Genomic DNA, 17,900 nt, shown 5'->3' with positions numbered 1-17,900 from the left:
ATTCTTTCTAGAGCAAGCAACTATATCTGGCGGCGCTCACTTGCGGGAACAGCTGCGCTCTGACCGGAGAGCGAACTGGACGCATTCAGGTTGGCTCCCTCATCGATGCCAACGCCCAGCCGATCAACCAGTTCTCCTCCTAGCCACGCTGTGCCAAGCGCGATAATTACCCCGATGACCGAAAGAATATAGGCAAACACTGATGGCGTATTCGGCGCATACGAACGAATAATCCAGCTAATAATAAACAGAACGAGAACAATTGCGTTGCCAATACCGTGCAGTTGTCCGACAGACTTTGCCCGTGTTCCCTGCGGAATGGCAGCCCAATCGATCAGGCCAAAAATTGCTGCAAGCAGGCCACCAATGATGCCAACGGTCATCGTCCAGAAAGCCACACCCGAAAAGTAACCGTTGCCCGAAATCCAATGGACGATATCAAAAATGAGCGATGTTGCCAGCAGTGCAAGAGGAAAGACGACCAGTACAGGATGTGCAGGATGTCCAAAAAGTTTCGCTCTACTCTCCATGTGCTTCTCCTTTTTTTAGAACTGAGCCACGTACTTCTCTTTCACTCAAGGAATACGCTACAAAACAGGTAGACGTTTCAGTGTTTGTAGAGCATCTCAAGATAGCGGCTGGCTCTGGAGAGAGTAATCCATGGGGGGATCGCATGCGTAGAGAATTGTGTGTCTCTTATTTTCGGACACCGAGAAAGGCAGAACAACAATGCACGCACGAGCAACATTTACTCAAGTTCAGCCTGATAAGCTGGATGAGGCCATTCGCATCTACCATGATTCGATTGTTCCTGCGGCAAAACAACAGCGGGGTTTCAAGAATCTCTTGTTATTAACCGACAGAACAAGCGGAAAATGTATCACGATTTCGACGTGGGAGACCGAGGCCGATCTCAAAGCTAACGAAGATAGCGGCTATTACAAGCAACAGCTAGATAAGCTGGCACCATATCTCAGTGGATCGGCTACGCGAGACATTTACGAGGTCAGCGAAGCAGTTATGGCAATGCAGTAATGAAAACACGAGGAATGTGTTGCACAAGTCAACGATATCCGCAACACATTCCTCTTCTTTAAAAAGATGTGATAATTATTATTTACCTGGCACTGGAGGCAAACAACCAGGGTAGCTCTGCCCGTCTGCGCTGCTCATATGCTGCAATCATATCCACTCTTAATAGCGTCTGCCCTACCGCATCTAAGCCCTGCAAAAGCGCCTCTTTCCTGAATGGATCGAGCGCAAAAGAGTATGCCTGTCCTGTGGGAGTTGTGACGGCTTGTGCTGCGAGATCAATCGTCAGGGCATAACCTGCCGTCTCCTGCTCCTCCTCAAAGAGCGCCTGCACCCTCTCCGCATCCAGTCGCACGGGCAGTAAACCGATGTTCAGGCAATTGTTGTAAAAGATATCGCCAAAGCTGGGGGCAATAATCGCTTTGAAGCCATATTCCTGCAAAGCCCAGGGAGCATGTTCGCGCGAGGAACCACACCCGAAGTTTTCACGCGCCAACAGGATCGTCGCACCCTGATAGCGCGGCATATTCAGGACAAACGCTGGATCGGGCTGCTGACTATTGTTGAGGTAGCGCCAATCGGTAAAGAGGGCGTGCGCATAGCCCGAACGCGTAATCGAGGTCAGGTAGCGGGCCGGCAGGATATCATCGGTATTGACGTTCACATGATCCAGCGGCACCACAGAGCCATGATGAATGGTAAATTGTTCCACGATAACTGTTTCCCTTCTCAATTATTCCCATGCACGAATATCGACGAAATGGCCTGCGATGGCGGTTGCCGCTGCCATCGCAGGGCTAACCAGATGGGTGCGACTCCCCTTGCCCTGGCGTCCTTCAAAGTTGCGATTGCTGGTCGAGGCGCTGCGTTCGCCCGGACGCATATGATCTTCGTTCATGGTCATACACATACTGCATCCTGGTTCGCGCCAATCAAAACCGGCCTCTTTAAAAATGACATCCAGGCCTTCAGACTCTGCCTGCTGTTTAACAACGCCGCTACCCGGCACAACCATTGCTTTGATTGAAGGGGCAACACGTTTCCCTTTCACCATAGAGGCTGCGATATGCAAGTCTTCGATGCGACTATTCGTACAACTGCCGATAAAGACGCAATCCACGACGATATCCTCGATGCGCGTGCCAGGTTGCAGATCCATATAGGCCAGGGCGCGCTGCATGGCGGTTTGTTGCGCGGGATCGGTGAAATCAGCTGGATCGGGCACAACGCCGGTAACAGGCACAACCATCGCCGGGGTTGTTCCCCATGTCACCTGCGGAATCATATCATCGGTATGCACCACCACAACTTTATCGTAGACCGCGCCCGGATCGGTTGTCAGCGAGCGCCAGTAATTCACCGCATGCTCCCATTCTTCAGCTTTGGGAGCAAAGGGACGCCCCTTTAAATAGGCAAACGTCGTTTCATCTGGCGCGATCATTCCAGCCCTGGCTCCCGCCTCGATCGCCATATTGCAGACCGTCATCCGTCCCTCCATCGAGAGAGAGCGAATGGCGGAACCGGTGAATTCGATGCAGTGTCCGGTTCCTGCGCCCGTGCCGATCTGTCCGATAATGAACAGGACCAGATCTTTCGCCGTACAGCCGCGCGGCAGGCTTCCCTCAATGCGCACCTCCATCGTCTTTGGTCGCTGCTGATGCAGGCATTGCGTGGCTAACACATGCTCAACCTCGCTGGTGCCGATGCCAAAGGCCAGCACACCAAAGGCTCCATGTGTCGAAGTATGGCTATCGCCGCAGACAATCGTGGTTCCAGGTAGCGTAATACCCTGTTCGGAGGGCGCGACGTGAATGATGCCGTTGCGCGGATCATCCAGGCCAAAGAAATGCACGCCAGCCCCGGCAGCATTATGTTGCAGAGTGGAGACTTGCAGCGATCGATCAGGATCGAGAATGGGAATGCGGCTTCGCTTACCATAGGTGCCAACGGGCGTTGTATGGATGCTATGATCGATAAACGCGAACGTTGCCTCTGGATGTCGCACCTGCCTGCCAGCTGCCTTGAGCGCTGCAAATGGCTGTGGAGAAGTCACCTCGTGGATCAGGTGACGGTCGATGTAAAGTAGCGTTCCCTGGCCCGGCTCCTCGCTGACGGCGTGTGCCTTCCAGATCTTCTCAAAGAGCGTGCGTGGATGTTCAACGTGTTCCATAAGACCTATCCTTCCCTTCTTTACCAGTTATTTCTTTACCAGTTATAAAGAACAATTCCTGCAATCGCGGCCTCATGCCTCTTACCAGAACCTCTAAGAAAGAGTATAATTGGTTGCAAGTGATATGTCTAATACTTATTTTTTGCAAAGTTGATGCCCCAGCAGCATCACTAGAAATGAGAATACTGATGGAGTTCCGCCAGTTGACCTATTTTCTTGCCGCCGCTCAGACACAAAATTTCCGCAAGGCTGCCGAGCTATGCCTCGTTGCACAACCAGCGCTCAGTCGCCAGATAGCCGCTCTCGAAACAGAGCTGGGCGTGCAACTCTTCAAACGCATCAAGCAGCGGGTGGTCCTGACGCCAGCGGGACAGGAGTTCGCCTCATATGCGCGCAATGCTCTGGACCGCTTGCAGCAGGGGCAACAGGCAATGCTTCGGTTTCAAGCAGGGCAAAGCGGAACGGTCGAGATCGGCTGTAATCGTTCGCTGGCAACCGTCTTTCTCCCCACGATTCTGGCTGCGTTCCAGCACAACTATCCTCATATCCATCATCGCGTGCGCGTTGATCCGACCGATGCTGTGATTGCAATGGTGGAGCAGGGCGAGGTCGATCTGGGGCTGATCTTTGATCCCGTCGCACATTCTGAAATGGTAATCGTGGAGGAACTCTTTCGCCAATCGCTGCACCTGGTCGTCTCCGCACAGCATCCGCTCGCCCAGACCCAACCACATATGTTGACATTAGAACGCATTATCGCCGAGCCGTTGTTTCTGCTGGGTGAGGCGTCACGGCTGCGTAAGGTGCTGGAGCGCATTTTTATACAGCGTGGGCTCACCGTCCAGCCAACAGTGGAGATCGATTCCGTCGAGGGCTTGAAGGAGATGGTCAAGCAAGGTAACGGTGTGACCCTGATTCCGCCCGCACTGGTCCGCTCTCCGCAAATCGATAGCGGCCTCGTCCTCGCGCCCGTCGCTGATCTGACGGAAGAATTTATTTTCGCCCTCGTCTATCGGCGCTTCGGCAACATAGCAGGACCGGCACGGCAGGTCATCAAAGCCATTCTGGATGCTCATGCGGATGACTTTTAAAGTTGGAGTTGGAGTTAGAGTGTCACCACCATACTGCACAGCTATATATAGAGTGTTGTGCATTTAACTCGTGTATCTATTATAGATGTGTTTATTAATTTTATAAAATTTTAATACCCTACTGGCGATAGATATGCTATAATGCGTATGGTGAATTCATCGAATAGCCTGAATTGCAGGATAACAGCGAAATAGTGCCAGCTGTGGAAAAAAGCAATCGGCATTATTTGGCAGGATAAAAAAACAACACATCTAAATTTGCTGTGTTAAAGGTGCGATGTGGGTAATGATTGGATCGATGCAAGTCTAGGTCTTACATTCAGCCTGCCATTATTTGAGCGTTATCGCAAAAATGGTCTGCTGCAAGCAGAACTGCATCATGTACCCGGTATTCGTGGACGTTGCAAGGGCTATCTGCATCTTGTGGAGGGGAAAGTTATCTTATGCCAGCTTGAGGATAAGCAGGGGCAGCGTCATCAAGTGAATGTAGCGATGCTGATTCAGCTTGATAATGAGCGTGGTCCCTTTGAATGGGTACTCATCCCATCACCACCTCCTCCCCAGCCCGTTCCACGCAACCTGCCATCTCCCAGTTCAATGGAGCCAGTACTCAATTCTCCTATTCCTCAAAAGATAGGCTCATTAGATCTGGAAAAATTGGAAGGCTGGACCCACCGACAAAAGATGATGTTATCAATTGTCTTTGATGTCGTCGATGGGCAACGTTCAATAGAAGACATCAAAACCGATGTCCCCCTTCCTCCAAATGTGGTGGAAGAGGCATTGCGTATATTGCTGGCATTAAAAGCAATTATCATTCCAAACCCCTGATGTCCTGCCCGATGTCAGCGTTTGACATCACTACAGCACATACAACGAAGAGGAGAGAACCCTCGCTCCCTCCTCTTCGTTGTATGTGCCTGGTACGTTCATGGGCACCAGTATCTATTCTGCCCACTCATAGAGCGGAGCAGTTGTCGCGTATTCTCTTAAAAAGAGAATTTTGTCGTGCTTGAAGCGCGCAATAGAGGCTCCCTCAAACCCACCCGGCTTACCATCAAAGGTACATTCAAAGATCCACTCAAAAAAACATACATCCTCGGTCATAGAGAAGGATGTGACATCCCAGCGATCAACCGTATTTCCTGGGCCAAGCCAGGAGGTAATCCAGCGATCAACCATCTCTTTTCCTCTATATATTGGTCCATAAGACTCTATAATAACACAATCTGAATCAAGCGTCTCAAGAATTGTCGCTCGATCTGCCGTTTTCCATCCTTCAATATACCTGTGAATAAGGGCGCTTGCAGTTGTTGCGTTCATTTTTACCTCACAAACTAATAACTGCATTATCACTGAGACTATCCGGCAAAGGCAGGTCCGCACAATTATATTCTGCCTGCAAAGCTTGAATGACTATAGGATGCGGCTGCGCATAAATAGTTGGGTAATCGATCTCACCCAGCTCGGGCTGCACGGCATAGGCCAGATGCTCTTCATGCGTGGAGAAGCGCGCATCAATGCCCGGTTTGTTGCCGCGCGCATCGAGACGAATCCAGCGCTCTTCTGAGGAGAGATAGACCGCGTTCAATCCATGTAATGCGTAGCCCTCAGCCGGAGTTAAGCCGAGCAGCAGGCGTTGATAACAAAAGCCAGTAGGGATGCCCTGCGCACGCAGCAGCGCCGCCAGCAGATGCGACTTGGCATAGCAGAGTCCCTCGCGATAACGTAGCACCTCCGAAGCTGCACAGGTCACACGTACCCCCTGCACATCCATCGAATGATGAACCTCATCTCGCACGAACTCATAAGTCTTCTTGATACGCTCCACTTCCGAACTATCAGCCATAGAGAAATTTTTGAGCGTCTCTTGAATCAATGGATGCGAGTAATCAACGTTTGCCTGTTCAGCGAGATATGCTTCTAAAAGGGGAGTTTCATAAATAAACTGCACGCGCCGATCTCCTTTTTCTTTATCTGAATCTTTCCATCACAGTATAAACCATAGCATCCTTGTAGTGAGTACAGCCTCCGCTCAACAAGTATAGCAAAAATCGAGACATCGTTGTCTTTCTGGCTATCGTGCAATCGCGCCTATGTGTTATCATTATTGGGAAGGGAAACGTTTTCACAGTGTTAGCATCGGGTAGAGTGGCCTGATGCTGCACGGCATTACTGGAAGAGAGATGCTTATGGAGGTACAGCCATTTCACGATACGAACGGCCTGTTGCGTGAAGTGCCCTTACCCGATTTGTTGCTGCTACGGCAGCGCTTCCCACGACCCCGCATTGATGATGTGGACCGAGAGGTGATCTCAGCCCTGAAGCAAGCGGCGGTCGCCGAGCAGATCCAGCCGGGGCAGCGGATTGCTATTGCGGTGGGCAGCCGTGGTGTTGCTGAGATTGCAACGATTGTTCGTACACTGGTTGCGGCACTGCGTGGCTACGGAGCCGCTCCGTTTATCGTCCCCGCAATGGGCAGTCACGGAGGCGCAACCGCTGAAGGGCAGCAAGAGGTCCTGCACAGCCTGGGCGTGACCGAAGCATATGTAGGCGCTCCTATTATTTCTTCGCTTGAGGTCGATGTGCTGGGAACGCTCCCGAACGGCCTCCCCGTGCATATTGACCGCACAGCCAACCGTGCCGATGGCATTATTGTTGTCAATCGTATTAAACCACACACCGATTTTACGGCCCCCATTGAAAGTGGCCTCTCCAAAATGCTCGCGATTGGTCTGGGCAAGCATGCAGGTGCGCTCACTATCCATTCGTGGGGATATAGCGGATTGATGCAGCATTTACCAGAAGTGGCGAAATTTACCGTTAACCATGCTCCTATCCTCTTTGGTCTGGCAACCGTCGAGAACGCGTACGACGAGGTAGCTGAAATCGTGGTCGTACCGCCTGCCGGGATCGGCAACGAACAAGAACAGACGTTGCTGGAACGGGCGAAGGCCATGATGCCGCGTCTCCCCTGGGACGAACTGGATGTGCTTGCCGTGGATCAGATCGGCAAAAACATCAGTGGCGCAGGCATGGATCCTAATATCATGGGCCGCTTGCGTCATGGTCAGAAAGATTCTGCCACGCGCATTACCAATATCACGGTCCACGATATCACCGATGAGTCGCATGGCAATGCGATTGGCATCGGTCACGCCGACTTCACCACTAGCCACGTTCTGCACAAGATCGACTTTCAATCGATCTACATCAATGTCATTACTGCTGGAGTGATCGCGATGGAGTCGGGCAAAATACCGCTGGTCGTCCCCACAGATCGCGAGGCCATCGCCGCTGCTATTCGTTCCAGTGGCAAACCGGATTTCTCGCAGGTCAGCCTGGCACGCATCGAAAACACGTTGCGTCTAGAATATATCCTGGCAAACAAAGTGGCTCTTGAACAAATCAGAGCAGGCAGTGACGTAGAGGTGATTAGCTCACCAATGCCATTCCCGCTGCGTTCGGACGGCTCGCTGACACCATTTCACCATGACATCGTACTTGAAATCTTAAAAACAAAAATTTAATACACATCAATGCCCACACATAAAGCGGCACCCGGGTCGTCTGCCAATGGATCTCTGCCGTCATATCGAAAGGAACAGCATGGATAATCTCAATCCACAGGATATCAAAATTCACGTCGTCGCGAAAAGCGTCACGCCGCGCGGAGAGCCAATTGCGCTGAACGAGGTCGCGGTACTGCTCAATCCACACGATGATGTCGCCATCGCGCGCCGACCGCTGGGCAAGGGCGTCATCCTGCAACTGCCGGCAGAGAGTGGTAAGACCGAACGAGTCGAGGTGAAACAGCGTATCCCATCGGGCCATAAGGTGGCATTACACAATATCGAACAGGGCCAGACTGTGCGCCGCTATGGATCAATTATCGGCTTCGCCACTCAGCCAATCCGCGCTGGTGAGCATGTTCACAGCCACAATCTGGCGGTGGGCGAACTGCATCAGGAGTATGAATATAGCGTTGATGTGCAGCCGCTAGAGTTCGTGCCACCAGAGCAACAGCGCACCTTCATGGGCTATCGGCGACCCGATGGCAGAGCTGGTACGCGCAACTATATCGCGATCATAGGCTCCGTCAATTGTTCTGCATCAACGGTGCGCTTCATCGAGCGACGCTTCACACCTGAAGTATTACGCGACTATCCTAATATCGATGGCGTCATCGGCCTCACGCATAAAAGCGGCTGTGGGATGCGCATTGGCGGTGCGGCGGTCGAGCAGCTTCAGCGCGTGCTGGCGGGCATGGCGCTCAATCCCAATATTGGTGCTTATCTGCTGGTAGGTCTGGGGTGTGAGAGCAACCAGATTCAAGAAATGATCGCGAACATGGAGCTAGAGCATGGCAAGCGCGGACAATGGAAGCAGCCACTTTTTCTCACCATTCAGGAGAATCATGGCATCGCCACCACTGTTGAAGAAGCCGTGCGCGTTATCAGCAAGCTACTGCCGGAGGTGAATGATGTCAAGCGCGAACCGATCCCGATTTCAGAGCTGACAGTTGCGCTACAGTGTGGCGGCAGCGATGGTTGGAGCGGAATCACAGCTAATCCCGCGCTTGGCTACTGTGTCGATGAGCTGGTCCGTCAGGGCGGAACGGCAGTGTTAAGTGAGACCCCGGAAATCTACGGTGCCGAACATCTCCTGCTGCGCCGGGCACGAAATCGGGAGGTTGGGGAGCAATTTGTGGGGCTGATTCGCTGGTGGGAACACTACACGGCAATTAACGATATGGAGATGGACAACAATCCTGCCCCCGGCAACAAGCTGGGAGGGTTGACCACTATTTATGAAAAGTCGCTGGGAGCGCTAGCGAAGGGTGGCTCAACTCCACTCAATGCTGTCTATAAATACGCGGAACCGATTACAGAGCACGGCTTCGTCTTTATGGATACTCCTGGCTATGATCCTGTCTCGGTCACAGGCCAGGTGGCAGGCGGCGCGAACATTATCGTCTTCACGACCGGGCGCGGCTCTTGCTTCGGCTACAAGCCCGCCCCCTCGATCAAGATCGCCAGCAACAACACGCTCTACGAAAATCTCACGAGCGATATGGATATCAACGCCGGGGTAATCCTGGACGGCTTCAGCGCTCAGGAGGTGGGTAACCGTATCCTGGATGAGATCATCGCCGTCGCCAGCGGCAAGCAGAGCAAAAGCGAGGCACAGGGCGTTGGCGAGGAGGAGTTCGCCCCCTGGATTTTAGGGGCGACGATGTAGCACAACCTCCAATACTAAGAGAACAAATAATAAATACGGGCACAACAAAATTGTGCCCGTATTGAATGGTTATTTCTATTTCCTTCACTTTTTCTGCTGGCTGATGCCAGTGACGGTATAAGCCACGTGCGTCCAGGTAGCGCCACCATCCGTTGTCTTGTACAACGACTGGTTTTCCCTGCCAGGCTGAAGGATCTGCTCATTAATAACTAACGTCCATCCCACCTTATCTGTAACGAATTCCAATTGGAAAATCCCCCAGGATTTTTGAAACCCTTTGGTTGAAGCGTTGTCCAATGCAGCCCTGCATCGTTGGTAATGTGGAGGATGGGTGATGCATGAGATGGAGTCTCGATCCACCGCCAGCGTTGAGGTGAGATGACGCTATGAGGATAACCAAAGGCCAAATTTACCTCGCTCCAGGTGAACCCACCATCATGCGTCATATACGATTTCCCTTTTATATTCGTGCCAGACCCCATTATGCCCTTAATTATGCCATCTTTTGCATTGAAAAAGGTTGGCAAAGCGCTTACGTTGACGCCTGGGATTTTTACAGGCTGCCAGCTTGCTCCTCCATCATGTGTAACATAGGTTTCCATATAAATGGTTTTGCCCGCCCCATGCACAAGCCAAAAACCTTTCGTCAGCCAACCCGTTGTTTGATTCAAAAACATGATATCAACCCCCGGAGAGTCTGTAGCAAGCTTTATATCAGGCATCTGCTTCCACGTGCGTCCACCATCTTTCGTCTGAAAAAGCATCATCGGAAGTGGCGTATCGAACGATGCTCCCATTGATTCTTTGACGCTGACTACCCATCCCTCATTCGCATTAAGAAAGAAAAAGCTGTGCGGCTTGCCTGTGATCTGGCTGTTCGATTTCTGCCAGGTCTTTCCAGCATCCCTGGTGATAAAAATCTCTGCATAGGTATTACTTCTATCCTTTGCCGTTCGCATCAACAACCTGCTGCTGGTTATGGCCGTGTTAGCATCTAGAAAGTAGAGAATGGGATATTGCTCTATGTTCTCAGGTGTCACGCTTACCCAGTGTTGCCCACCATCACTCGTATGCAGCAGCAACGGCTGCCTTGATTCATCATTGATATACGCCTGTGCCCACCCCCTCTTCTCATCAAACATGCGTATAGAGTCGATACTCACTTTATCAGGGCCAAACGTCTGTTGAGATGGCGAGGACGTTGTGGAGCTTTTCGCCGAGGTTCCCCCTGCTACACTTCCCGTTCGTTGGTGGGGAGCCAGTGTAAACAGAGCAATAAAAGATCCAGTGAGGAGCATAACAACCAGTGTAGCAGCCAGTACACTCCAGAAGCGCTGGTTGACGAAGAAGCGATGAGGTTTTTTTGGGCGTACGTTTCGCCGTCTGGCATCATTCGTTCTTTGTGTATCATCTCTCGCAAGGGGACGTTCAAATGGTAGTGTTCTGGTCTGAGACAGTTGCTCACGGATAAAATTTAGATCACGTTCATCTTCTCCATGAGTGTCATAGAAACTCTGCAAATCTCGAACCAACGGCACATTTTCATACTCTTCGTTAAGCATATCATCCTGATTTAGCACGATGGTTCTCCTTCCTGATGATTATACAGAGTGCGTAATTGTATCAAGATACGTGAAAGAGCCTTGCGAACTGCACCTTCCTTCATATCAAGCAATTGTGCAATCTCTACACACGATAAGCCGTTTCCGTAACGTAAGTTCAAGAGATGCTGTTGGTGAATTGACAAATTCTTAATTACCTGATGAAGTTGTTGCCGCTCCTCCTGACGGATTGCAATCTGTTCAGGGTGGTTTGCTTCATCATCATTAATTTCTGTTATTGTATCGAGGCTCACTTGAGGGTGACGTGTTCCACGTCGATAACGATCTACGATTTTGTTGTGGCAAACACGACGCAACCAGGTAAGCTGTTCTTTTTCAGGTATATCTGAGAGGTTGTCGTACTCCAGGGCAATCTTGAAAGCCTCTAGAGTGATATCTCTTGCATCTTCGCGTGATTGGGTATGTAGTCGCACCCAGGCAAAGACAGCAGCCCCGTGACGACTAAACAGTGAAGTATTTTCATCGCTAAACAGGAGCATGTCCGGCCCTTGTGTTTGTTGCGACACGCACTTTTTCCTCCTTATAAATAATAAGCTTCCTTTGCTCTACTCTACATATCGTCAGGAGGAAATAACTGTGACCAAAAACCAGAGTAGAGATATTGAGGCAGGGCTTTCCAATTCTCCCATCTAGCGGGAGTGCAGAGGGCGGCAGCCCTTTGCCGGGGTGCGGGGTGTCCCCGCAAAAAACTTTTTTCTTCTCTTTTGCGCGCCGCCAGCGGCGGCGCGCGAAGGAGGGAAGGAAACTGGGGACGCCCCAGGCCCCGGCAGGGAGACCCCTGCACCCCTTTGAGCGGAGAACTGGAAAGCCCTGGATATTGAGGGAGTAAGCTTGCCAAATTGCTCCATGTATGTTATCAAGCACATGCTAACGCAGCAATGCCATCTGATGTCGGGCATTGCTGCGTTAGCACATGGCGTCACGGTGCAGGTTGAACTGTTCTCCCCACCCCGACTGCGTGTTCCCTTGCGAGAAAATCATGCCGAATGTGTTCGGCGCTGGTGACATCTGCCAGTGCAACCGGGTGCAGCACATGGAAACCGCCTCTGGGCCAGATGAACAGCCAGGCAGTCAGCACAAAGGGAGCGGTCAGAGCAGGCATCCCCAGGGGAGAGAGCGCGACACTAATAGAGGCCATGACAACGGTACTGACGATCATACAAAGCAAAGCATACAGGGTCGATTCCCAGGTGAATACATAGAACAGGCCCCCAAGCGCGATGCCACAGAGCACGGCGTTGAAACCATACAGGCCATGATAGACCCAGTAGCCATTGCCTCCAAAGAGGAATAACGCTGTGAGCAGCCCCACAAGAGAACCTAGCGCCGCAAAGAGGGCCGAAATGCGAGAATTCACCAGAATGGCGATCAAGAAGATAACACCAGTTGCTAAATTGTCCTGAAAGAACACCTCTCCAATGCCTCGGAAGAAGGCTTCAACCAGGTTAAGAATAGTGATTCCCGCACCTGCCAGACCGGTAGGTAGTGGCCTGAGATCGGTCTGAACGACAGCGTTAGGATTGAGGAGCGTTGGCGCTATCGCCGCCGAAGGTGGTAGGTGATGAAACAGGTACACGCCAAAGAGAAACAGCCAGGCGCTTATAACAAATGGGGCAGTCAGCGCTGGTATATCCCGACCGCCCATCAAGTTGAGCAAACCCATCATCACCACCGCACTCAAAAAGGCCGCTAAGATAATATACACAACCAGGAAGGCATTCCAGTGCACAAAGAACGCGAGGCCGATGCCAACCAGAATACCGTTATAGCCGAAGAGTCCCGCACGTATCAAGCTGCGATCCGCACCGAGCAGCAAGGCAGTAACGGTACTGACGACCAGACCGATCAAGCCCGCGACTCCAAGCAGAGCGGAGTTAATAAAGATGCCGATGAGAAACAACAGGCCGGTCAGGGGATTGTTTTGAAACATCACCTGCCCACAACCGCGCAGAAGTGTATCTAAAAAGCCAACAAGAGGGTTTTCCTGAGCCAGATGATCCCAGGGAGAGGTGAGGTGTTCCAACGTAGTATCAATTGCCATGATTTTCGCCTCCTCGAAGCGGGAAAGAGAAGGTCAGCCACAATTGTAGGCGTTATCCTCATGCTCGTGAGCATGCAGAAACGCCATCCTGGGCATCTTCCATGCGTGGAGAACACATGGAAGATGCTCTGATACCCATTTTTTCCGGTTAGCGGGCGGTTGCTACCTGTGTCTGGCGTGAAACAGAGTACCTCATAGGTTCAATATCACGCTGGAAGATCTCGGTTGGGAGATAGACAGTACAGCAAGCATTCGGGATATCGACAATACCGCTGACCCTTCCTTCAACTGGTGCTGCCCCAAGAATCATATATGCCTGCTCTGCCGTATATCCACATGTCTGGAGATACTCAATTGCATTCATACAAGCATTCTTGTAGGCTATGTGAGCATCCATGTAATGTTGCTTCCCTTGTTCATCGACGGAGATACCTTCGAAGACAAGGAAGTTAGTATAGCGCGGCTCCAACGGGCTGCTTCTGAAAATGGGGTTGGTCATCTTGTACTTGCTGACGCCACCCTTAATCAGATCAACATGGAGGTCGATAAAACCAGCCATCTCGATAGCGCCGCAGAATGTAATCTCGCCATCGCCCTGTGAGAAGTGCAAGTCGCCCATTGACAATTTTGCCCCTCTGACATAGACAGGGAAGTAGGCACGAGAACCGCGTGTCAAATTCTTGATATCGCAGTTGCCTCCGTGTTCACGCGGGGGGACAGTGCGCGCGCCTTCCCGTGCTGCTCTCTGCTGGTCGCCACCCTTGAGCGATCCCATGACCGCGTTCCTCTCCTCTGGTAACAATGCCAGGGGTGGAATACGGCTGGGATTGGTGTTCACCAGATCCTTCTCGCGTTGATTCCACTTGTTGAGGAGATCCTGGGATGGGGCGGTACCGATCAAACCAGGGTGAGGAATACCAACAAATCTCACATCGGGCAGGTGGCGGGAGGTAGCATAGACCCCCTTCAGATCCCAGATTGCTTTGTGAGCATCAGGGAAACGATCTGTCAGGAAGCCACCACCATTCGTTTTGGCAAAGATGCCAGTATATCCCCATTCTGTATCTCGCCCCGGGAACGGCCCCAAGTCGAGAATATCAACAACGAGAACATCTCCCGGTTCCGCACCATTGACTTCAATTGGTCCACTCAGTACATGAGGAATGGTAAGATCAACATCACGTACATCATTTGCACTATCGTTATTCTTGATCTGCCCATCAGTCCAATCCTTACATTCCATACGGAATGTTGTATCTGGACTCACAGAAGCAGCGGCAGGAATATCTGGATGCCAGCGATTGTGCCCAAGTACCTGTTGCTGGCTCCAGGGTTTGGAGAGGTCCACCCTGAACAAGATTTCGTGGGCAGGTGCCACCGTAGTCATGATTCGTTTCCCTTCTCTATTACCTTGAAGACAACACGCAATGTTAGGAGTGTGTAGAGAACGGAATTACAGTATACAGAGAATATACTGGTTTCTATGTCACAAGATACTGTAACTGATGACACAAGATACTACATTGCTTTACTGTCATGCAAAGAACAAAGCGGCAGGTGAAGTGAAAAAGAAAGGATCCTGCGCACTTCAGAAGGAGGCTTAAATAGTGATATCGTGCATCAGTATGGTCTCTTCTTCATAGAAATATCGCACTGTCGTTTGCCCTCTACATGGAAGAGTAAATGTGTTACGTGGTTCGTATGCTCCAACTTCTTCTTTATTTCAGGGCAGCGCTTATCTTATTTATTTTCTCTGTAAGAGCATAGTCTTTAAACTTTTTCTTGTCAAGGGCATTCCTTCATATTTTAAACTTATCAATAATAATTGTTTGAATATACAAGATGAATAGATTATAATTATACTGTTGAGTGAGCTATAGAGGAACCATTCCGAATGCGACAGAGGCAAAAGGAGGACAGATATGCCTTTATATGCATTTCATTGTGAGCATTGTGGCCCGTTTGAATGTTGGCGTTCGCTAAACGATATGAATACTCCTATGGTCTGTCCACAATGCCAGACCGTAGCCAGAAGAGTTTACACTATCCCTGGTCTGGTCAAGACTCCACCTGCATTAGGCCGGGCGTTATATAGGGCAGAAAAGAGTGCTTATGAACCAGAAGTGCTCAGACGAGAAGCGGCAACTCCGACAGAGGAGAAACCATCTCACGTGATATATCCATCTCATGGGCGTCCCTGGCAGATTGGTCATTGACAGGGGCAGCTTTATCCAGTTCTGTGCCAGTCAAGTGGACAAGAGGAAGGAGGCTGGCGACATAGTGGTCAAAGTAACCCCCATCACACCACGCAAATCTGTAGTGCGTGCGGTATCGTTGTTTCTAAAGATCTCTCAATTCGTTACAGCACGCTGCGCACGCTACCTGGAACGGCTTCCTGATTGGGAGAGCCACCATCCAACGAATTTCCCTGAAGAGTAATATGGTCGAATACGGCTGTGGTGGCTTGCTTGGAGTTCGAGGTCACAGCCAGACCAATATGCACCTGATCAGGCATTGAGAGGTTTACATTGCCAACATTTTTGAAATTGGAGCCATCCTCTGAGATATAACCATTGATCACATTCCCTTCGCGGACAATGCGCAACCAGAGCGGCAGTTTTGTATAGGTATACTGGCTATAGTTGACTCCGCCATTCGGAGTCATGCGAAACTGGAAATACGCATAACCGCTGGGTGTCCACTCCATCATGGCATTCGGCGCGTTATCCTCCAGTGATTGGCGAATCTGGACCGCAGCTTTCGCGTAGATATCGGTGTTGTCCAGACTCATGATCTGAACGGTCAGCGACCCATTCCCTTGCAGCTTGCGTTCAAGAAAGCAAAAATCGTCCGTTCCCGCGATCAGCTGAGTGCCATTTGTGCGGACACGAAGCGAGGTTGAGGTTGGGGTATCAGCCCTGGCAACGGTTTTACCAATCTCTTCAACAGTCCAGACAAGATGCTGTTGAGGTGCAGTGATGGTCATGCGAAATATCTCCTTTTCGTATATTTTATAACGCACACAGATCACACTTCTTGATCTCCTCGTTAGTATAGAGATATCCACAAAACGATGTATCTAAAAGCTAGAATTTATCAAAAGTGTCCCCAAAGCTGTTGGTTTAGTGTTTGCTCAGATAGTCTTTGTAGACGGCGCGCAGGCTTTTGGCCTGAGCATCCTTGAGGGTCGGGCAGGAGTCCTCGTTATTGTCACCAGGATGTCTCCAGGCATAGGTGACATCGATAGGCGCATTCGGCAAAACCTGATCCCAGCGTGCGAAGACGGTACGCATTTCAGATGGCGATGGCAAGCTCCACTGATAGCGGCGTGGGTTGGTACATTCTTCACCAAAGGCTTGATAGATCGGGACGAGCTTGCTCTCAGGGATACCTGCGTTGACGGCAGCATTCACCATATTGTTGATTTCGTTCAAGTTGCAGCCGTTTTTGTTTTGATGACAGGGATAGGGATCGATGCCGTAAATATCAACATCCGTCTTCGCTGGAACGAGCGGCTTGTAAGGGAAGTCGGTAATCGAGATGTAGGCAATTTTGCCTTGTCCTCCAGCGTGGCTATGAATGTAGTCGGCCCGACGCTTGATAGCGGCGACCACTTGTGGACAACTGCCTGCATCCGGCTCATCAGAGATATTGTAGCCATAGATACGAGCATTTGTTGTCGTATCTTTGCCCATCGCATTAATAAATGCTTTGAAATCAGTATAATTGACATCAAAACTGCTACATTGCGAGTTGCCTACCCAGACCATTGCTTGTGTACCTGCTGGCAGCGAGCGAATAGTTGCAGCGTCCATGCCAACGTCAATGAGCGTGTAGCCGAGCGCGTGTACCTGGGTAAAATCAGTAGATGAGGATGTGTTCTGGATAAAGTGCAGTTTGTGTGTCGTTGCTGCATGTGCCGGAGACGCTCCGATGTAGCTCAGCGAACCGACAATGCCGAGCAGCAAGAGGGTGAGATACTGACTCAGGCGACCTGATTTAGCAGCTTTTTTCGTAGTCTTCACCGGGAATGCTCCTTGTTTTTTGATTATGTTCGGGCTTTTCCTTGCAGCGGTGCTCAGAAGGGTGAGACTCTTCCCAATATATCAAACACTAACAGAAAACAGCGAACTTTTACAGGTAGAAAGAGGGAAAATATGAGTGAGTCTGATACCGCAGAACTTTGCACAAGTCTTATGATATGATACAGGCAATCAGAAAAAACTGTAGGAGAAGAGAGATGTCGAACAAGCGAGCATTTCGGTTTGGTGTGATCACAGAGAGCGCCTCATCACGTGAGCAATGGGGAACGCTAGTGCGCAAGGCTGAGGATCTTGGCTATGCTACGTTCCTGCTGGCAGATCACTTCGTCAATGAGTTTCCCCCTCTTGTCGCTCTCATGGCAGCAGCGGACGCGACGAAAACGCTGCGAGTTGGCAGTTTTGTCTTCGACAATGACTTTCGCCACCCTGCGCTGCTCGCCAAAGAGGTCGCAACCCTCGATCTCCTCTCGGGTGGTCGCTTCGAACTGGGTATTGGAGCGGGATGGCACCAACCCGAATACGAACAGACAGGTCTGCCCTTTGATCGTGCAGGCGTTCGCATTCAGCGGCTGGAAGAGGGATTACAAATCATCAAACAGTTTTTCACACAGGAATCTGTCACCTTTGTTGGCAGCCATTATACCGTGACCAAATTGCAAG

20 protein-coding genes are annotated in these 17,900 nt (G+C 50.8%); 7 read left to right on the top strand and 13 right to left on the bottom strand.

Going from position 1 to position 17,900, the window contains the following annotated elements:
* Positions 1-20: 20 nt before the first annotated feature.
* Positions 21-530, bottom strand: a complete 510-nt coding sequence (locus K3T83_RS54630; protein ID WP_220211545.1) for a DUF2231 domain-containing protein — start codon at positions 528-530, stop codon at positions 21-23.
* Between the two features lie 199 nt (positions 531-729).
* Here K3T83_RS54630 and K3T83_RS54625 point away from each other — a divergent pair, with 199 nt between their 5' ends.
* Positions 730-1,035 carry an antibiotic biosynthesis monooxygenase family protein gene (locus K3T83_RS54625; RefSeq protein ID WP_220211544.1) on the top strand — a complete coding sequence of 102 codons (306 nt, stop codon included), beginning with the start codon at positions 730-732 and terminating at the stop codon, positions 1,033-1,035.
* 82 nt (positions 1,036-1,117) lie between these two features.
* Here the strand turns inward: K3T83_RS54625 and leuD are convergent, their stop codons facing one another.
* Complete coding sequence (gene leuD / locus K3T83_RS54620) at positions 1,118-1,744, bottom strand: 3-isopropylmalate dehydratase small subunit (RefSeq protein WP_220211543.1); 627 nt, start codon at positions 1,742-1,744, stop codon at positions 1,118-1,120.
* A 21-nt stretch (positions 1,745-1,765) separates the two neighbouring features.
* Entirely contained in the window at positions 1,766-3,202 is a 1,437-nt protein-coding gene (gene leuC / locus K3T83_RS54615; RefSeq protein WP_220211542.1) for a 3-isopropylmalate dehydratase large subunit, read from the bottom strand.
* A gap of 188 nt (positions 3,203-3,390) precedes the next feature.
* Here leuC and K3T83_RS54610 point away from each other — a divergent pair, with 188 nt between their 5' ends.
* Together K3T83_RS54610 and K3T83_RS54605 are read left to right on the top strand one after the other, a co-directional pair.
* Positions 3,391-4,293 (top strand): LysR family transcriptional regulator, encoded by a 903-nt coding sequence (locus K3T83_RS54610; RefSeq protein ID WP_220211541.1) that lies wholly within the window; start codon positions 3,391-3,393, stop codon positions 4,291-4,293.
* Positions 4,294-4,572: 279 nt separating this feature from the next.
* Positions 4,573-5,124: a hypothetical protein gene (locus K3T83_RS54605; RefSeq protein ID WP_220211540.1), complete on the top strand. Its 552-nt coding sequence runs from the start codon at positions 4,573-4,575 to the stop codon at positions 5,122-5,124.
* Between the two features lie 114 nt (positions 5,125-5,238).
* Here the strand turns inward: K3T83_RS54605 and K3T83_RS54600 are convergent, their stop codons facing one another.
* Both K3T83_RS54600 and K3T83_RS54595 read right to left on the bottom strand, forming a co-directional pair.
* Complete coding sequence (locus tag K3T83_RS54600) at positions 5,239-5,616, bottom strand: nuclear transport factor 2 family protein (RefSeq protein ID WP_220211539.1); 378 nt, start codon at positions 5,614-5,616, stop codon at positions 5,239-5,241.
* 7 nt (positions 5,617-5,623) lie between these two features.
* Positions 5,624-6,247 (bottom strand): transglutaminase-like domain-containing protein, encoded by a 624-nt coding sequence (locus tag K3T83_RS54595; protein ID WP_236065358.1) that lies wholly within the window; start codon positions 6,245-6,247, stop codon positions 5,624-5,626.
* Between the two features lie 238 nt (positions 6,248-6,485).
* Between K3T83_RS54595 and K3T83_RS54590 the strand changes: the two genes are divergently transcribed.
* Positions 6,486-7,823, top strand: coding sequence for a nickel pincer cofactor-dependent isomerase, group 22 (locus K3T83_RS54590; RefSeq protein WP_220211538.1), 1,338 nt, complete (start codon positions 6,486-6,488; stop codon positions 7,821-7,823).
* 79 nt (positions 7,824-7,902) lie between these two features.
* Positions 7,903-9,534 (top strand): UxaA family hydrolase, encoded by a 1,632-nt coding sequence (locus K3T83_RS54585; protein ID WP_220211537.1) that lies wholly within the window; start codon positions 7,903-7,905, stop codon positions 9,532-9,534.
* Positions 9,535-9,618: 84 nt separating this feature from the next.
* Here K3T83_RS54585 and K3T83_RS54580 read toward each other — a convergent pair whose 3' ends face one another.
* The 6 genes from K3T83_RS54580 to fmdA all read right to left on the bottom strand — a co-directional run bounded on the left by K3T83_RS54580 (position 9,619) and on the right by fmdA (position 14,584).
* Positions 9,619-9,780: a hypothetical protein gene (locus K3T83_RS54580; RefSeq protein ID WP_220211536.1), complete on the bottom strand. Its 162-nt coding sequence runs from the start codon at positions 9,778-9,780 to the stop codon at positions 9,619-9,621.
* Entirely contained in the window at positions 9,744-11,114 is a 1,371-nt protein-coding gene (locus tag K3T83_RS54575; RefSeq protein ID WP_220211535.1) for a beta propeller repeat protein, read from the bottom strand. The genes K3T83_RS54580 and K3T83_RS54575 overlap by 37 nt, the downstream gene beginning before the upstream one ends.
* Entirely contained in the window at positions 11,108-11,662 is a 555-nt protein-coding gene (locus K3T83_RS54570; protein WP_220211534.1) for an RNA polymerase sigma factor, read from the bottom strand. The genes K3T83_RS54575 and K3T83_RS54570 overlap by 7 nt, the downstream gene beginning before the upstream one ends.
* 44 nt (positions 11,663-11,706) lie before the next feature.
* Positions 11,707-11,994 carry a hypothetical protein gene (locus K3T83_RS54565; protein ID WP_220211533.1) on the bottom strand — a complete coding sequence of 96 codons (288 nt, stop codon included), beginning with the start codon at positions 11,992-11,994 and terminating at the stop codon, positions 11,707-11,709.
* A gap of 81 nt (positions 11,995-12,075) precedes the next feature.
* Positions 12,076-13,197 carry an urea transporter gene (locus K3T83_RS54560; RefSeq protein WP_220211532.1) on the bottom strand — a complete coding sequence of 374 codons (1,122 nt, stop codon included), beginning with the start codon at positions 13,195-13,197 and terminating at the stop codon, positions 12,076-12,078.
* 148 nt (positions 13,198-13,345) lie between these two features.
* Entirely contained in the window at positions 13,346-14,584 is a 1,239-nt protein-coding gene (fmdA, locus tag K3T83_RS54555; RefSeq protein WP_220211531.1) for a formamidase, read from the bottom strand.
* A 535-nt stretch (positions 14,585-15,119) separates the two neighbouring features.
* Between fmdA and K3T83_RS54550 the strand changes: the two genes are divergently transcribed.
* Complete coding sequence (locus K3T83_RS54550; protein ID WP_220211530.1) at positions 15,120-15,413, top strand: FmdB family zinc ribbon protein; 294 nt, start codon at positions 15,120-15,122, stop codon at positions 15,411-15,413.
* 143 nt (positions 15,414-15,556) lie between these two features.
* Here the strand turns inward: K3T83_RS54550 and K3T83_RS54545 are convergent, their stop codons facing one another.
* Positions 15,557-16,183 carry a DUF1349 domain-containing protein gene (locus K3T83_RS54545; protein WP_220211529.1) on the bottom strand — a complete coding sequence of 209 codons (627 nt, stop codon included), beginning with the start codon at positions 16,181-16,183 and terminating at the stop codon, positions 15,557-15,559.
* Between the two features lie 136 nt (positions 16,184-16,319).
* Entirely contained in the window at positions 16,320-17,222 is a 903-nt protein-coding gene (locus tag K3T83_RS54540) for a hypothetical protein (protein ID WP_220211528.1), read from the bottom strand.
* A gap of 215 nt (positions 17,223-17,437) precedes the next feature.
* Here K3T83_RS54540 and K3T83_RS54535 point away from each other — a divergent pair.
* Positions 17,438-17,900, top strand: a 463-nt coding sequence (locus K3T83_RS54535) for an LLM class flavin-dependent oxidoreductase (protein ID WP_220211527.1), incomplete at its 3' end; no start/stop codon positions are given.

It is taken from the genome of Reticulibacter mediterranei (assembly GCF_016587455.1).
Note: the sequence above shows the minus strand (reverse complement) of the source record. Positions and strands in the feature narration are given on the sequence as shown.

Excerpts from the sequence above, each read along its gene's own strand:
- leuC (WP_220211542.1), bottom strand. The coding sequence starts at position 3,202 with ATGGAACACGTTGAACATCCACGCACGCTCTTTGAGAAGATCTGGAAG.
- K3T83_RS54610 (WP_220211541.1), top strand. The coding sequence starts at position 3,391 with ATGGAGTTCCGCCAGTTGACCTATTTTCTTGCCGCCGCTCAGACACAA.
- K3T83_RS54590 (WP_220211538.1), top strand. The coding sequence starts at position 6,486 with ATGGAGGTACAGCCATTTCACGATACGAACGGCCTGTTGCGTGAAGTG.
- K3T83_RS54545 (WP_220211529.1), bottom strand. The coding sequence starts at position 16,183 with ATGACCATCACTGCACCTCAACAGCATCTTGTCTGGACTGTTGAAGAG.
- fmdA (WP_220211531.1), bottom strand. The coding sequence starts at position 14,584 with ATGACTACGGTGGCACCTGCCCACGAAATCTTGTTCAGGGTGGACCTC.
- K3T83_RS54630 (WP_220211545.1), bottom strand. The coding sequence starts at position 530 with ATGGAGAGTAGAGCGAAACTTTTTGGACATCCTGCACATCCTGTACTG.
- K3T83_RS54625 (WP_220211544.1), top strand. The coding sequence starts at position 730 with ATGCACGCACGAGCAACATTTACTCAAGTTCAGCCTGATAAGCTGGAT.
- K3T83_RS54600 (WP_220211539.1), bottom strand. The coding sequence starts at position 5,616 with ATGAACGCAACAACTGCAAGCGCCCTTATTCACAGGTATATTGAAGGA.
- K3T83_RS54585 (WP_220211537.1), top strand. The coding sequence starts at position 7,903 with ATGGATAATCTCAATCCACAGGATATCAAAATTCACGTCGTCGCGAAA.
- K3T83_RS54550 (WP_220211530.1), top strand. The coding sequence starts at position 15,120 with ATGCCTTTATATGCATTTCATTGTGAGCATTGTGGCCCGTTTGAATGT.
- K3T83_RS54560 (WP_220211532.1), bottom strand. The coding sequence starts at position 13,197 with ATGGCAATTGATACTACGTTGGAACACCTCACCTCTCCCTGGGATCAT.